This window comes from Streptomyces sp. NPDC030995, assembly GCF_055571215.1.
Genome location: NZ_JBVIFS010000038.1, coordinates 1 through 14958 on the forward strand (window position 1 = coordinate 1; position 14958 = coordinate 14958).

A 14958-nucleotide genomic window follows, 5' to 3' on the forward strand; every position below is an offset into this window, starting at 1 on the left:
CCCAGGATGTAGGAGACGGCGCCGACGTGCGGGGCCGAGCCGTTGAGCGGGGCCAGGCCGTGGCGTCCGGCTTCGGGGACCACCTGTTCCCAGCGGACCCCGGCTTCCAGCCACGCGGTCCTGGCCTCGGGATCGATGCGTACCCCGGACATCCGCCGGGTGGAGATCAGCACCCCGCCGTCCATCGCGACCGACAGACCGTGTCCGGTGGCCTGCACGGCCACCGGCAGACCCCTGGCCCCCGCGAACTCCACCGCCGCGGCCACGTCCCGCGCCGAGACCGCACCCACGATCACATCGGGCCGGTGCACCACCGCACGCTGGAAACCCGTCCGTTCCTCGTCGAAACCCTCCTGCCCGGGCAGGAACACCTCACCCTCGACCCGCGACACCAGCGAAGAGAACTCACTCATAAGGCAACCTCTAGACTCGGCGCTCATGGAACTGCGCCAGTTGGAATATTTCGTCGCCGTTGCCGAGGAGGCGAGCTTCACCAGGGGCGCCGCGCGCGTACACGTGGCACAGCCGGGTGTGAGTGCTCAAATCCGCCGGCTGGAGCGCGAATTGGGACAGGAACTGCTCGACCGCAGTGGCCGTCAGGTGCAGTTGACCGACGTGGGCGTCGCCGTACTGCCGTACGCCCGGGCCGCGCTGGCCGCCGTGGCCGGCGCCCGCGTCGCCGTGGACGAGCTCACCGGCCTCCTGCGGGGCCAGGTCTCCATCGGGACGGTCGCTTCGTCCTCCCACCTGTCGTTGCCGAAACTGCTGGCCGAGTTCCACGCGTTGCATCCGTCCATCGACATGGCCCTGTCGGAGGGGAATTCGGACCACCTCGCCGAGGGCGTCCGCACGGGGCGGATCGACGTCGCGGTGATCGGCATGGCCACCGAGCCGCCGCCCGGCCTGGCCGTCCAGGTCATCGCCGACGAACTGCTCGTCGGCGCGGTCAGCGCCGGCCATCCCCTGGCCCACCGCGAGCGGGTGTCCGTCGAGGAGATACGCGATCACACGCTGATCTGCCTGCCGCCGGGCACCGGGCTGCGGACGTCCGTCGAGGCGGCCTGGTCCGCCGTGGCCGCCACGCCGCGCATAGCCTTCGAGGCCAGCGATCCGTTGGTGCTCGCGCAGTTGGCCGCCCGGGGGCTGGGGCTCGCCGTCCTTCCCCAGCCCTTCGCCCGCGCACACGCCCGGCAGCTGCGCATCGTACGGATCGACAGTGAGCACCTGCGCGGGCGGCTGGCGCTGGCGTGGCGCGCGGAGGGCCCGGTCAGCCCGGCGGCCCGCGCCTTCCTCACGCACGCCCGCCGGGAGCTCGCGCAGTCGCCCGGAAGCTGAGACGCCGGTCAGCGGGCCGCCACGGCGTCCAGGTCGAAGCTGGTCCGCCGGAACGGGTGTCCGGGCAGCGGGACCCGTCGGCGGCCGCCCGGATGCAGGGCCGCCCAGTCCAGCTCCGTACCCGCCAGCCAGAGCCGGCCCAGGGCCGTCAGCAGAATGCTCAGCTCCGGGGTCTCGTCGGCCGGGTGCGGCAGTGTCTGGAGCATGAGGCGGTCCGGGCCGGCGAGTGCGGGATGGCGGCGGGCCAGTGACGTCAGCGTCAGGCCCGGACCGACTTCGAGCAGGATGCCTTCGGGGTCCTGCGCGAGCGTGGAGAGCGCGTCGTCGAACCGTACGGCGTGGCGCAGGTGCCGGCGCCAGTAGCCGGGGGTGGCGATGTCGTCGGGGTCGGCCCAGCCTCCGGTGGTGTCCGAGACGACGGGCACCACGGGCCTGGCCGGGCGCAGGGTGGCCACGTACGCCTCGAACTCGTCGAGGATCGGCTCGACGAGGGCCGAGTGGCCCGCTGTGGCGATCTTCAGCAGCTTGACCTCGACGTCCGGGCGCGGGAATTCCCTCACGAAGCGCTGCACCAGCCCGGTCGGCCCCGATACCGCGACCTGTCCGGGCCCGTTGACGGCGCCGATGCCCAGCCCGTCCGGGAGCAGCGGGAGCACCTCCGACTCGGGCAGCCCGACGGCGGCCATGGATCCCGACGGCAGGCTCTGGAGCAGTCTGCCCCGCGCCACGACCAGGGCGAGCGCGTCGGGAAGGGAGAAGACCCCGGCCAGGCACGCGGCGGCGTACGCCCCGAGACTGTGCCCGACGACCGCGGCCGGGCGCACTCCCCAGCGGCCCAGGGCCTGGGCCAGCGCGTACTCGACCATGAAGACGGCCGGCTGGCCGACCTCGATGGTCGACAGGGCGCGGCGCGCCTGCTCCTCCTCGGCCGCGTCGCGCGGGTCGACGAGGGAGCGCAGGTCGAATCCGAGCGCGGGCCGGGCCAGTTCGGCGCAGGCGTCGATGTCGGCCCGGAACCCGGGGTCGGAGCGGTAGAGCATGCGGGTCATGCCCACGTGCTGGCCGCCCTGGCCGGGGAAGGTGAAGACGACGGGGCGCGCGGTCCGCGGGGCCGTGCCGGACGGGGTCAGCCGGCGCTTGCCGCTGTTCAGCGCAGCCGCGGCCGCGGCCGTACCGGGAGCGACGACGAACCTGCGCGCGGGCCGTGCGGTGCGCCCGGTCTGCAGCGTCCAGGCCACGTCCGCCACCGGTTCCTGCGGATGCCCGGCCAGGTGCTCTCCGAGCCGTGCGGTCAGTTCGTCGAGGGTGCTCCCGTCGCGCGCCGACAGGGGCAGCAGCTGCCAGCCTCCGTCCTCTTCGGGCCCGGCTTCCGGGTGGTCCGGGCGCGGCGGCCGTGCCACGACGACGTGCGCGTGGAGGCCGTACGGGCCTTCGGCCGGGACACCGGTCAGGGCCGGGCCGCCGGGCGCGTGCTGCGAGACGGCGAGCACGGCGTCGAGGAAGGCCGCGATCCCGGGCATGGTGTCGGTGACCGCTGTCCCGGGCGCCTTCGAGCGGCCGGCCCGGAGCGGGACCACCGCCTCGGCCGCGAGTCCGGCGGCCGCGCGGGCCTGCCGCGCGACGCCACCGGCGTCGTCACCGTTGGCCACGGCCGTGCCGCGGACCACGGCGTGGATGCGGTCGCCCGCCTCGCGGGCCGCCCGCAGCGGTTTGAGGACGACGATCCCGCAGCCGCCCACCGACCCCACCGACCCGTCGCTGTCCGGGCCCGCGGGGCGGACGGTGACCGCACCCGCCAGCGCGAGGTCGCAGTCGCCGGCGAGGAGCCCCTGCACCGCGGTGTGGACGGCCAGGAGCATGGTGGCGTCCCCGCCCTGCACCGTCACCGCGGGCCCGGCCAGTCCCAGCTTGTACGCGGGGCGGGCGGCGAGGAAGTCCACGCCCGTGGCGATCCTGATCTGCCAGTCGTCCGCGAAGGGCAGCCGGTGCAGCTCGCGCCGCAGCCGTGCGGCGTAGGGCGTGCTGCCGCAACCGGCGTAGACGCCGATGACCCCTTCCTCGCGGGCGGGATCGCAGGCGGCGTCTTCCAGCGCGTGCTGGGCGCACTCGAGCAGGACGCGCTGCTGCGGATCGGTGATGAGGGCCTCGCCGGGCGAAAGGCCGAAGAACGTGTGGTCAAAGGCGTCGGCGTCCTCCAACAGGGGTCCGGGGTCGGCTCCGTGCGCCCACCGGTCCCGGTAGGCGGCGATGCCGTCCGCACCGGGGAACCGGGCCGCCATGCCGATGACGGCGACGGCGGATCCGTCGTATGCCTGGTCGTATGCCTGGTCGTGTGCCTGGTCGTGTGCCGGGTCGTGTGCCGGGTCGTCGGCCGGGTCGATCGTGCTCATGTCGTCCTCCTCCTTCGTTCGCTCACGCCACCGGTACGGGCGGTCGTGCGACACGGCCTGCCCCTCCGCCGAGCACCAGGTCGAGCGTGTTCGCCACCAGTTCGTGGGGCGTGCCCGGTCGTACGGCGCTGACGTCGTCGAGCCGCCGCAGGGACGCGGTGTCGAGGGTCACGTCCAGCGCGGACAGGTAGCCCTCCAGCTGCGCGGCGCTGCGCGGGCCGATGACGGGCACCACGGCGGTGGCCGCCGTCGCGGCCCGGGCGCGCAGCCAGGCCACGGCCACCTGGACGGGCGTGTGCCCGCCCTCCCGCGCGACGGCGAGCACGGTGTCGAGTACGTCGGTGCGTTGCGCGCTGTCCTCCGTACGGATGCCGCGGCCGTCCCAGTCGCTGAGCCTGCCGCCCCGGCTCTCGCGGTACTTGCCGGTCAGCAGCCCGCCTCCGAGCGGGGCCCAGAGCGCGGTGCCGAGGCCGAGCGCCTCGGCCATGGGCAGCAGTTCCCGGTCGGCACTGCGCTCGGCGAGGCTGTACTCGAACTGGACGCCCACCAGCGGTGTCCAGCCGCGCAGTTCGGCCAGCGTCACGGCGCGCGAGACCTGCCAGGCGGGGAAGTTGGACAGCCCGATGTAGCCGATCTTGCCGGTGCGGACCAACTGGTCGAGGGTGGTCAGGATCTCCTCGACCGGGGTGACGGTGTCGGGCAGATGGGCCCAGTAGAGGTCGATGTGGTCGGTGTCCAGGCGCTTCAGGCTCGCGTCCACCGACCGGATGATGTTCTTCCGGCTGTTGCCGGTGGTGGAGACGTGGGGGCGTGCGTTGCCCAGGGAGAACTTGGTGGCCAGTACGAAGCGGTCCCGATCGCTGCCGATGAGCTCGCCGAGGAACTGTTCCGACTGGCCCAGCTGGTAGCTGTCGGCGGTGTCGATGAACGTTCCGCCGGCCTCGGCGAAGCGCTCGAACATCTTCCGGGCCTCTTCCCGGCTGGCCCCGCCGCCCCAGGCGGCGCCGAAGTTGGCGGTTCCCAGGGCGAGCTCCGAGACCCGCAGGCCGTTGTTGCGTCCGAAGGTCGTATAGCGCATGGTGCGGCTCCTCTGTCGCTTCAGTGCTCGGCGCGGAGCGCTTGGTGGACGTGGCGCAGCAGCTCTCGCCGCTGCTCGGGGTCGCGGAAGTAGAAGTGGCCGCCGCGCAGGGTGTGGTGGGCGAAGGGGCCCGCGGTGTGGGCGCCCCAGCCGGTCAGGTCGCCGTCCTCCTGGTCTCCCACGAACGCGGTGACCGGGATGGCAAGCGGGGGCCCGGGGACGAACGCGTAGGTCTCGGCGATCTCCATGTCGGCCCGGAAGTAGCCGAGGACGATGTCGCGCAGCTCTTCGTCCTCGTGGACGGCGGCGGGCAGCGCGCCCCAGCGCCGCTCGATCTCGGTGAGCAGATCGGCTTGGGGCAGGCGGTGCACCGGCTGCCGGGTGGTGACCGGCGGGGGCTGGACGGAGGAGACGAAGAGGCGCTGCGGTCCCGGCCGGCCGGCAGCGCGCAGCCTACGGGCGACCTCGTGGGCGACCAGCCCGCCGAGGCTGTGTCCGAAGAACGCGAACGGTGCGGGCCCGAAGCCGACCTGCTCCATGAGGGCATCGACCAGGTCCGGCATGCGGGTGAAGGGCGGTTCCTTCTCGCGCGGCGCCCGGCCGGGCAGCTTCAGGGCCAGGACCCGTACCCCCGGCAGGTCGTCGGTCCAGCGCAGGAACTCGCCCGCGGAGCCGCCGGCGTGCGCGAAGCAGTACAACTGGACGGTGGCGTCGGGCTTGCGGTCCCGGCACGCGAGCCAGCGGGTCGCGGTGGGCCCGGCGGACCGGGCCGCCGCTGCGGTGGGGTGCGCCGGGCTCATGCCTGCCTCTCGTGGGTCCGTACGTCGTCGCCGGCCAGCCTCTCGTCGAGGAACTCGGCGAACTCGACTGCGGTGGGGGCCGCGAAGAGCGACTTCGCGGTGATCTCGACGGGCAGGCCCTCGCGGATCTCGGCCAGTACCCGGGCGGCGATCAGCGAGTCGCCGCCGAGGTCGAAGAAGCTGTCCTCGGGGTCGACCTCCGGCATGCCCAGGACCTGGCGGAACAGCTCCAGGACGAGGGCGAGGGTGCCCCCCTCGGTGCTGTCGTGGCCGGCTTCCCGGCGGGCTGTGGCGTCGGCGGGCCCGGCGGCCGGTCGGTCCCGTCCCGGGTGCGGGCCGGTGGAGGCGGCGTCGGCTTCCGGCCGGTCCTGCGGGGGCAGCAGCAGGTAGGGACGACGTTCGAACGGATAGCCGGGCAGCGGGACTTTGGCGCGGCGGACACCGTCGTGCGCGGCGCGCCAGTCGACGGGGACCCCGGCGGCCCAGAGCCTGCCGAGCACATCGAGTACCGAGGCCAGCGCGTCGCTCTCGCTCTTCGGCTCGCCCAGCGGCCGGAGCAGGACCGGGTCGGCCCCGCCGGAGGGGGCCGGCACGGTGGTGAGATCGGCGGCCGGCAGATCGGACGGCACCTCACCCGTCCACTCGCGCGCCCACCAGGCGGCGTCGGGGGCCGGGCCGGACCCGTCGTACCACCGCCCGTCCCAGCTGGAGAACAGCGGGATGCGGGGCGGCAGGGGGCCGGTCGTGCGGACGGGGGAAAGGAGCGCGTCCCGGCGCGCGGAACCCGTGGCGCGAGCGCGGGCGATCACCAGGCGCAGGGCGCCGGGCAGGTCGAGGACCTCCGCCACGGCGGCGGCGACGAGGGCCCCTTCCCCGGTCCCGGCGACGCCGGCCGGCCGCACCCCCCACCGGATCCACAGCCGGGCGAGGGCGTACTCCCGGGCGAACGCGCAGACGTCGTCGACGGCCGGGTCCGGGGAGCCGCCGCGGTCGTCCGGGCCGTTCCCGGGCAGGGCGGCGCGCACGGCCGCCGACAGGTCGGGGTCGAGGGCGTCGAGGGCGTCGAGGCAGGCGGCGAAGGCCCGCTCGTACTCCGGCTCGGCGAGCGGGTACCGGCCGGGGCCGGGGCGTCCATCGGTGCCGGGGAGCACCAGGACCACGGGGCGGTTGCCGGGCCCCCCGCCCCCGGTGTGCCCGGTACGGGCCGCCCCTTCGGCCAGGGTGACGAGTGCGGCGGCCGCCTCTTCGGCGCCCTCCGCGACGACGTAGCCGCGGCAGGGATGCTCACGGCGGCCGGTCTGGAGGGTCCAGGCGACGTCGGCCAGGACCGGCTCGGGCTCGGTCCTCAGGTGAGCGGCGAGCCGGGCGGCGGCGGCGCCCAGGGCGGCCGGGGTCCGGGCGGAGAGGACGAGCAGCTGCGTGCTCCTGGCCGGGCCCGTGGGCGGTGGCGCGGGAGCCTCCTCCAGGACGACGTGGGAGTTGGCCCCGCCGACGCCGATCGCGCTCACTCCGGCCCGGCGGACGCCGCCGCGGGGCTGCCAGGGCTCGTAGCGGGTGGCCACCCGGAACGGTCCGGACGCGAAGTCGATCTGCGGGTTGGGTTCCTGGAAGTGGAGGGTGGGCGGTATCGCGGCGTGCTCCAGCGCCAGGATCGTCTTGATGAGCCCGGCGGCTCCCGCGGCGGCGTCGGTGTGGCCGATGTTGCTCTTGACCGATCCGATGGCGCAGTAGCCCCGCTCGTCCGTGTCCTCCCGGAACGCCCGGGTCAGTCCGGTGACTTCGATGGGGTCGCCGATCGGGGTCGCCGTGCCGTGGGCCTCCACGTAGGTGATGGTCCCGGCGTCCACTTCGGCGGTGAGCCGGGCCGCGCGGACCGCGGCCGACTGCCCCTCGACGCTGGGCGCGGTGAAGCCGACCCGCGCGGAACCGTCGTTGGTGACGGCGGAGCCGCGGACCACGGCGAGGATCCTGTCGCCGTCGGCGAGCGCGTGGCGCAGGCGTTTGAGGACCACGATGCCCACGCCGTTGCTCGCCACGGTCCCGTCTCCGCGGGCATCGAAGGTACGGGTGACACCGTCGGCGGAGAGGATGCCGTCCTCGCTGTATCCGGACGGCTTCGGCGGGACGTGCACGGCGACGCCCCCGGCGAGGGCGAGGTCGCAGTCGCCGCCCAGCAGCCCCTGGACGGCGAGGTGGACGGCCACGAGGGCGGTGGCGCAGGCGGACTGCACGGTGGTCGCGGGTCCGCGCAGGCCCAGCCGCTCGGCGGTGCGCGAGGCCAGGAACTCCGGTGCCGCGCCGAGCAGCAGGTCGTCGTCGGTCAGGTGGGGGAAGCGCTCCCGGTGGGCCAGCACGGTCTGGAGGTGGGCGGTCTCGGTCGATCCGCCGTACACGCCCACGGGCCCCGCGCAGCGGTCGGGATCCTGCCCGGCGTGTTCGAGGGCAGCGACGGCGCATTCGAGGAAGACCCGGGCTTGCGGGTCGAGGAGGAGGGCCTCCTCCTCGGAGTAGCCGAAGTAACCCGCATCGAACCATTCGGCGTGCTCCAGCAGGCCGCGGGCAGGGACGAACAGCGGGCCGCCCTCCGCGCCGCCCTCACCGGTGCCGGCGCCGGTGCCGCTGCCGGTGCGGAGCGGCCGGGCCTCGTCCCGCGTGATGGTGTCGAGTCCCCCGGCGAGGTTCTGCCAGAACTCGTCGGTGTCCCGGGCGCCGGGAAAGCGGCCTGCCATGCCGATGACGGCCACGTGGCCGTCGTCGTCCGGGGACCGGTCGGCGTCAGTCACCGGTGCCTCCCCGCAGGGCGGCGCGCCGGCTGCCGAGCCGGGCGCGGTCGAGGGCCCGGGGCCGGGCCGCCGAGGGCCGGCCGCCGTCGTCGAGGTACCGGGCGAGCGCGCCGACGGTGGGGTGGGCGAACAGCTCGACCAGCGGCACGTCCCTGCCCAGCCGCCGGGCGATGCCCTCGCGGACCATGGCCAGCAGGAGGGAATGTCCGCCGAGATCGAAGAAGTTGTCCTGCGGACCCACCTGCGGCAGTTCGAGGACCTCGCTCCAGATTTCGGCGACGACCTGCTCGGTCCGCTGCTGCGGTGGGGGGGACTGGGATGTCACGGTGCCACTCCAATGCGTCATTCGCGGGAAATCACGGGGCGGTCGGCCATTCGATGGTCCAAGTGCCGGACCCGGATGTCCAATAGCTGCATTCCCTCGGGGTCAGAACAATTCGTTATGGGAATTGCGGGCGGGCATGCGTGAAGGCGCCGGCGGACCGTGGGGAAACGGGTCGCCGGCGCCGTGCGGGTGAACGCCTTTCAGCCGCGCAGCACCGTCTTGCTGCGCATCAGGAAATCGGCCAGATAACCGTCGTGGGGCATACCCGTGTCGGTCCAATGGGTGGGGTGGTCGCCGATGTGGAGGTTGCTGATGGTCGGCTCGTGCAGGAGGGCGTCGATGAGCCGTTCGTCTGCCGTGAAGGCGCCGAGGACCAGGGTGTCGCGCAGCGGCGCGGTCCACGCCTCGCGGTTCCAGGGGCACACCCAGACGCAGGGGAAGGGCACTTCGGTGCCGGCGGCGGGGTCGTCCGGCCGGCCGAGCTCGAAGACGGCCGGGCGCAGTACGGCACTGCCGTCGCCGAGCTCGTCGGCGATGCCGTCCCCGCCGAGCCAGGGCCTGGCGCCCGCGGCCCGGCCGAGGACGTACTTCTCCAGGATCCTGGCGGATGCGGCGCTCTGCACGGGCAGCACGGCGTTCTCGTCCTGCGGCGGCAGGCTCGGCAGCGCGCCCAGGCGCTCGGCGAGGGCCTCGGCCACCGGCGCCGGGTCTCCCTCGACGAACACCGCGGTCGCGTTCACGCAGCCGGTGCCGCCGTGGTGCGCGATCGAGTCGACCACGGTGTCGAGGTGGCGGCGCCAGTCGTGGTCCGCGGTCAGCAGGACCTTGCTGCGTCCGGGGGTCAGCGGCAGCACGCTCCGGTCGTCCGCGAACTCCCGGATGACCTCGTCACTGCCGTACGCGAGGTCGGCGTCGCGCAGCATGGCCCCGGCCGCCTCGTGCTCGGCGGGCAGCAGGACCACGTGGTCGTCGGGGAAGCCGGCGGCGCGCAGGGCCATGACGAGCCGGTGCGGGGTGAGGGGTTCGCGCCGGGAGGGGCGTACCGCCACCCGGTAGCCCAGGGCCAGCGCTTCGGGCCACATGCTGTGCGTGCCGGGGTGGTTGCCGGCGGCGTGGACGGCGAGGACCTCGCCGCGCCGGGCCCACACCGGCCGTCCGGTACGGGTGAGCGGGTCGCGCCAGTCGTCGACGGCGCCGGCGGGGCGGGCGAAGCGCAGTCCTCGGTAGAGGTCGGCGGTGCGGCGGGCCAGTGTCCGGGTGGCCGTACGGACCACGGGGAGCGGGATGCCGGCGATGCGGCTGACGGCGTGCTCGTAGGCCGCCGGGGTGAGTCCGCCGAGCTCCGCCGTGGCGAACAGCTCGCCGGCGCGGGCGATCGCCGCCACCCGAGCGTCCGGCGGCAGCGGGCTGGCGGCGCGCAGGCCGCTCATGGCCCGGCTGACGAACAGCCGTGGCGCGAGACCGAGTTCGACGGCCGGGGCGCCGGTCAGATCGGGTACGGACTGGCGGTTGCGTGCCCGGTACGCCCCGGTGGGCCCGAGCACGTCCAGTACGAGCGGACCGCCGGCCGTGGCCGCACTGCCGTCCGCCTCGGCCGCGGTGGGCGCGGTGGGTGCGGTGGGCGCGGCAGGGGCCGCGGTGGGCCGCGTCATCAGTAGACCCCCTCGATGACGGCCTCGTCGTCGAAGCGGGCCACCGGCGCGATGTCCTGGACCGAGTCGCCGGCCTGCCCCGCCGGCGCCTCGACGCGGGTCGCGAGATCGCGTTCGAGGTTGTTGGGCAGCAGCAGCCCCTTGCTGACGTGGTTCATCACGACCTGCCCGCGGGCGCCGTGCGGCACCGGGTCCCCCGTGGCCGGGTCGACGACCCGGAAGGTCACGTACGGCGAGAGGGTGTCGAAGACGCATGCGTCCGCGTCGTCCGCGTCGAACCGCTGCCCGGCGATGCCCAGGATCATGGTGCTGCCGTAGTGGCCGTAGAGCCTCACCCCGGGGAAGACCTCGGTGCGGTACAGGTGGCGGGTGTCGGCGTCCATCTGGGTGCCGCCCCAGCGGATCGCCTTCACCTTCTCGTTGACCAGGTCGACGAGTTCGTCGCGGTGCGCGAGCCGCTCCAGCAGGGGCGGGGTGATGGTCATGACCCCGATGTCCTGGGTCCGCAGGATGAACGCGGCCTGGTCGATGACGTGTTCGGCGTAGTCGTCGGCCAGGTCGTGGCGCCCGGAGGCGATCAGCTTCTTCACCCAGCGCGGGTCGAGGTCGACGTGGAAGCCCAGGCTGCCGTGCTTGGTGGCCGATTCCTCGAAGATCCGCCCGACGATGTGGGGTCCGGAGGGGGTGACCCCGAGCCACTGGGCCCCGCGCGGGAAGCCGTGCAGGTCCAGGTTGGCGGTGCTCCAGGCGAGCATGCGGTCCATCCAGTCGCGCAGGCAGAGCACGCGCTTGGGCGCACCGGTCGTGCCACCGCTCTCGAAGGTGCCCACGATGTCCGCCGTACCGCCGTAGCCCCGGGGCAGGAGGTCGGTCACCGGGACGTCGCGCAGCTCGCTCACCACGTTGGGGAACAGCCGGAGGTCGGCGTGGCCCTTGACGTCGCGGCGCGGGTCGAAGGCGAGCGAGGCGGCCCGGCGCAGCCAGTAGGGCGACCCGGTCCGCGGGTTGAAGTGCCACTCCATGGCGGCGCGGATGAACTCGTCGGGATCCGGGGCCACATCGAACGGCAGGTCCAGCACGGATCGTTCTACCGGTGACACTGTGCCTCCTGGGGCAGCTGAAGCGAGGAAACGGTGACCGCGCCCGGCGGGCTCACCGCAGGGTGTGGAAGGCCCGCCGGTACCAGAGCAGCGGACTGTCGGCATGGCCGGTCCGGACCCCGGCGAGCGCCCCGAGCAGCAGGTCGTGGTCGCCGGCGGGCACGACCTCGTGGCGCAGACAGCGGTAGGCGGCTCGCGCGTCGGGCAACACGGGCAGGTCGTCCGTCCCCGGCCAGGGCGTGAACTCCTCCCCGGCGAAGCGGTCGACGCCGTGGGCGGCGAACTTCGCGGCCAGGTCGCGGTGTTGCTCGCCGAGTACGTTGACGACGAACTCCGGTGCGTTCACGAGCGCGTCGTGGCAGCTCGAGGTCCGGCCGACGCCGACCATCAGCAGCGGCGGGCCGAGCGAGACGGGGGTGACGGAGCTGGCGGTGAACCCCCAGGGGCGGCCGAGACCGTCGACGGTGGTGACCACCGTGAGGGCGGCCGGCAGCAGCGCCATGGCGTCACGGAACTGCCCCGCCTCGGTCAGGGTGGTGGCCGGGACCGGTGTCCTCACAGTGCACGCTCCATCGGGGAGGCCGTCGCGGCGGTCCGGCCGAAACGGTGGGGGGAAAGGAAGCCGAGGGGAACCTCGGGGGTGCGGCCGGTGGCCAGGTCGGCCAGGGCCTCACCGATGCCGGTGGCGTGTTTGAAGCCGTGGGCGTTGCACCCGCCGGCGACCACGATCCGTCCGTCGTCGTCCAGCGGACCGAGCACGAACTGGCCGTCGGGCGTGCGGGTGAACAGCGATACGGCCACCTGGGCCGGCAGGCCCTCCAGGCCGGCAAGCCGGCCCGGGAGCATCCGGGCCACATCGGTCCAGTCCTCGGGGCGGACCGACCGCTCGCCGTCGTCCTCGGGGTCGAGGGTGCGGGCCCCGGGTCCGTACCCCTCCAAGCCCAGCTTGACCTCGTACCCGCCCTCCCGGCCGTTGCCCCACAGGACGGGACCGGCCTCGGTCTCCCGCATGAAGACGGGGAAGCGCTCGATGTCGAAGCTCCCGTCCGCGGCCACCGGCCGGAACCAGGTCAGCGGCATCCTCAGGGTCCGCAGCGGCAGTCCCGCCACCAGGGCGGGCAGCCACGACCCGGCCGTGATCACCACGCGGCGCACCCGGGTCTCGCCCTCGGCGCTCCGCAGCACGACGCCGCCGGGCACCTCTTCGACCGCGCGGACGCGGGTGTCGGTGTACACGCGGGCGCCGGCCGCACGGGCGAGCCCGGTCGCGGCCCGTACGGAGTCCTCCGCCCGCAGCAGACCGGCGGACGGCTCCCAGACGGCGAGGTGTTGCTCCGGTACGCCGGTGTGGCGCGGGAACCGCTCGCGCAGTTCGGCCGCGCCCATCGTGCGCACCTCTATGCCGTGCGTACGGGCCGCGCGCAGCGTCCCGCCGACGATGACGCCGTCCTCGGGCCCGATCAGCAGGCCTCCGCGGGGGAAGAACAGCCGCCGGCCGGCCTCCTCCTCCAGCCTGTGCCACAGCTCGCCGGACCGCCTCGCGAGCGGCACCAGCCCCGGGTGCTCCAGACACGTGGTGCGGAACATCCGCGAGCCGCCGTACGACGAGCTCAGCGCGTGCCCGGGCCGGCGGCTCTCGAAGCCGATCGCGTCGACGCCGCGGGATGCCAGCTGCCACAGCGTCGCGGACCCCCACGCCCCCAGCCCGATCACGGCCACGTCCGCGTCCCACCGACTCATCTGCTCCTCTTCCCGTTGCTCCGTCTGCGACCGGACCGGCCGGAACGACCGCGACCACCAGACCACGCGGTCGCGGTCCGGCGCCTGAGTGGTCGGTACTCATTTCCGGTACTCGGACACCCCCGGCCCGGGGCGGCCCGGCCGGTGTTCCGCCCCCGGGTGCGCGACGCGGTTGAGTACCGCTCACTCAGGACCCGGTCGCCCCACCCGTGGTCCTCTGGGACCACGAGAGGTACGAAGGGGGAACGGATGCTCATCAGGATCCTTGGCGTGCCCGAGGTGCACGACGAGCGGCAGGGGCGCCGGGTGCGCCTGGCCAGCCCGATGCAAGGAGCCCTGCTCGGTGCGCTGCTGGCGCGGCCGGGCGTCGTGGTGCAGGCCGGGCGGCTGACCCGCGAGCTGTGGGGCGACCGCCCGCCCGCCAAGGCGGCCAACGCCCTGCAGGCGCACGTCTCCCGGCTGCGGGGGCGGCTGGCGCTGGTGGAGCCCGAGCGCGCCAACGCTCCGCGCCTGATCCGGCACAGCACGGGGTACGAGCTCGCCGCCGGGGAGCTCGATACCGACGCCGGCCGGTTCCGGCTGGCCGTGGCCAGGGCCCGGGGGACGGCCGAGCAGGAACCGCAGGCCGCGTACGAGGCCTTGCGGCAGGCCCTCGCGCTGTGGCGGGGCGAGGTGCTCGAGGGCATCGCCATGGGTCCCATCTGCGCCGGACTCGCGGCCGAGTACGAGCGGATCCGGCAGGATGCGCTGGAGACGCTCTTCGACACCGCCCTGCGCACGGGGCGCCATGAGGAGGTGCTCGGCGAGCTGCGGGCGGCGGTGGCGAAGCACCCGGGACGGACCCGGTTCCAGGAGCAGTTGGCGCTCGCGCTGGGCCGCGGCCGGCCGGCCCCGGTGGGGGTACGGGGCCGCCGGCCGGGCCCGGACTCCGGGCGGCCCGACGAGATCGAGCGGCTGCACGGGCTCGTCCGGTTGCTCGCCTCCGAGCAGCGCTCCCTGCGCACCCGGCTGGAGCGGCTGACGGCGCTGGTCAGCTGTCCGGAGTAGACGGCCGGACGATCATGTAGCCATGGCCCGGTGCGACGCGGAAGGTCGAGTCCGGCTGCACGAGATGGGTGCTGATCGGGGTGTCCGTGTGGTAACAGACCATGGATGAGGGCACGTTGAAGACGGTGGGCGCATCGACGAAGAGCGGTGCCTCGGCCTGGACGTAGCCCATGCCGGCCTCCAGGTGCGCCGCGGTGACGGGAGCCCCTCGGCCCGTGCGGTGCTCCAGCACCTGGCGCACCATCTCCTCGCAGGTGGCGGCGAAACCGGGATCCTCGCGCATGGCGCGGTCCGTGCGCCGCCGCACTTCCCGGTACTCCGGGGTGTGGAGCAGTTCGCTGAGCGCGCGCACCCGGATCCGCAGTCCGTCCGGGTAGGTCCGCTCCACCGCGCGGCGGATCCGCCGGCGGACGTCCTTGACGGTGCTGCGGGCCGAGCGCGCCGCGTATTCGGGGGCGCGGCCGTCGGCGACGAGCATGGTGTCGATGTGCGTGTCGACGTACACCACGTCGACGGCGGAGAATGTACGGCGGGTCCATTCCAGCAGCCCGGTCAGGCGCTCCTGGTCGAAATAGCTGTTGCCCGCGCTCACTCCGACGAGAGCGTGCTCGCCGCGTTCGAGAATGCGCCGGCACGATTCACTGAGCGGCTCGCTGTACATTCCGTGGCGTAATTCGGCGAGCTGATTGCCTCGCATGTACGGTCTCT

The 14958-nt window shown here is 74.1% G+C and carries 13 protein-coding genes; 2 read left to right on the forward strand and 11 right to left on the reverse strand.

Annotated elements, in window-relative coordinates; all coding sequences use genetic code 11:
- Positions 1-413: FAD-binding oxidoreductase (locus ACZ45T_RS34035; RefSeq protein ID WP_468447993.1), on the reverse strand; the 413-nt coding region annotated here is incomplete at its 3' end.
- Positions 414-438: 25 nt separating this feature from the next.
- Between ACZ45T_RS34035 and ACZ45T_RS34040 the strand changes: the two genes are divergently transcribed.
- On the forward strand, positions 439-1335 hold the full coding sequence (locus tag ACZ45T_RS34040; RefSeq protein ID WP_468447994.1) for a LysR family transcriptional regulator: 897 nt from the start codon (positions 439-441) through the stop codon (positions 1333-1335).
- An 8-nt stretch (positions 1336-1343) separates the two neighbouring features.
- On the opposite strand, the gene ACZ45T_RS34045 is transcribed toward ACZ45T_RS34040, so the two are convergent.
- The 9 genes from ACZ45T_RS34045 to solA form a co-directional block, all read right to left on the reverse strand.
- The gene (locus tag ACZ45T_RS34045) at positions 1344-3725 is read right to left on the reverse strand and encodes an acyltransferase domain-containing protein (RefSeq protein ID WP_468447995.1); all 2382 of its coding nucleotides are present in this window, start codon (positions 3723-3725) and stop codon (positions 1344-1346) included.
- Between the two features lie 22 nt (positions 3726-3747).
- Entirely contained in the window at positions 3748-4803 is a 1056-nt protein-coding gene (locus ACZ45T_RS34050) for an aldo/keto reductase (protein WP_468447996.1), read from the reverse strand.
- A 20-nt stretch (positions 4804-4823) separates the two neighbouring features.
- Positions 4824-5603 carry a thioesterase II family protein gene (locus ACZ45T_RS34055; RefSeq protein WP_468447997.1) on the reverse strand — a complete coding sequence of 260 codons (780 nt, stop codon included), beginning with the start codon at positions 5601-5603 and terminating at the stop codon, positions 4824-4826.
- On the reverse strand, positions 5600-8386 hold the full coding sequence (locus ACZ45T_RS34060) for a type I polyketide synthase (RefSeq protein WP_468447998.1): 2787 nt from the start codon (positions 8384-8386) through the stop codon (positions 5600-5602). The genes ACZ45T_RS34055 and ACZ45T_RS34060 overlap by 4 nt, the downstream gene beginning before the upstream one ends.
- Positions 8379-8711: an acyl carrier protein gene (locus ACZ45T_RS34065; protein ID WP_468447999.1), complete on the reverse strand. Its 333-nt coding sequence runs from the start codon at positions 8709-8711 to the stop codon at positions 8379-8381. The genes ACZ45T_RS34060 and ACZ45T_RS34065 overlap by 8 nt, the downstream gene beginning before the upstream one ends.
- Before the next feature lie 200 nt (positions 8712-8911).
- Positions 8912-10363, reverse strand: a complete 1452-nt coding sequence (locus ACZ45T_RS34070; RefSeq protein ID WP_468448000.1) for an aldehyde dehydrogenase family protein — start codon at positions 10361-10363, stop codon at positions 8912-8914.
- Positions 10363-11463 (reverse strand): AMP-binding protein, encoded by a 1101-nt coding sequence (locus tag ACZ45T_RS34075; RefSeq protein WP_468448001.1) that lies wholly within the window; start codon positions 11461-11463, stop codon positions 10363-10365. The genes ACZ45T_RS34070 and ACZ45T_RS34075 overlap by 1 nt, the downstream gene beginning before the upstream one ends.
- A gap of 52 nt (positions 11464-11515) precedes the next feature.
- Positions 11516-12022 (reverse strand): flavin reductase family protein, encoded by a 507-nt coding sequence (locus tag ACZ45T_RS34080; protein ID WP_468448002.1) that lies wholly within the window; start codon positions 12020-12022, stop codon positions 11516-11518.
- Positions 12019-13203, reverse strand: a complete 1185-nt coding sequence (gene solA / locus ACZ45T_RS34085; protein ID WP_468448003.1) for an N-methyl-L-tryptophan oxidase — start codon at positions 13201-13203, stop codon at positions 12019-12021. Before solA ends, ACZ45T_RS34080 begins: the two co-directional genes overlap by 4 nt.
- Before the next feature lie 249 nt (positions 13204-13452).
- Here solA and ACZ45T_RS34090 point away from each other — a divergent pair, with 249 nt between their 5' ends.
- Entirely contained in the window at positions 13453-14250 is a 798-nt protein-coding gene (locus ACZ45T_RS34090; protein ID WP_468448004.1) for an AfsR/SARP family transcriptional regulator, read from the forward strand.
- Here the strand turns inward: ACZ45T_RS34090 and ACZ45T_RS34095 are convergent.
- A complete protein-coding gene (locus tag ACZ45T_RS34095; RefSeq protein ID WP_468448005.1) occupies positions 14234-14947 on the reverse strand; it encodes a tRNA-dependent cyclodipeptide synthase in 714 nt (237 codons plus the stop codon). The two genes, ACZ45T_RS34090 and ACZ45T_RS34095, sit on opposite strands and share 17 nt — an antisense overlap.
- Positions 14948-14958 lie beyond the last annotated feature (11 nt).

What these genes read in the sequence shown, in the direction of transcription:
- ACZ45T_RS34040 (WP_468447994.1), top strand. Translation starts at nt 439, where the DNA reads ATGGAACTGCGCCAGTTGGAATATTTCGTCGCCGTTGCCGAGGAGGCG.
- ACZ45T_RS34045 (WP_468447995.1), bottom strand. Translation starts at nt 3,725, where the DNA reads ATGAGCACGATCGACCCGGCCGACGACCCGGCACACGACCCGGCACAC.
- ACZ45T_RS34050 (WP_468447996.1), bottom strand. Translation starts at nt 4,803, where the DNA reads ATGCGCTATACGACCTTCGGACGCAACAACGGCCTGCGGGTCTCGGAG.
- ACZ45T_RS34055 (WP_468447997.1), bottom strand. Translation starts at nt 5,603, where the DNA reads ATGAGCCCGGCGCACCCCACCGCAGCGGCGGCCCGGTCCGCCGGGCCC.
- ACZ45T_RS34070 (WP_468448000.1), bottom strand. Translation starts at nt 10,363, where the DNA reads ATGACGCGGCCCACCGCGGCCCCTGCCGCGCCCACCGCACCCACCGCG.
- solA (WP_468448003.1), bottom strand. Translation starts at nt 13,203, where the DNA reads ATGAGTCGGTGGGACGCGGACGTGGCCGTGATCGGGCTGGGGGCGTGG.
- ACZ45T_RS34090 (WP_468448004.1), top strand. Translation starts at nt 13,453, where the DNA reads ATGCTCATCAGGATCCTTGGCGTGCCCGAGGTGCACGACGAGCGGCAG.
- ACZ45T_RS34095 (WP_468448005.1), bottom strand. Translation starts at nt 14,947, where the DNA reads ATGCGAGGCAATCAGCTCGCCGAATTACGCCACGGAATGTACAGCGAG.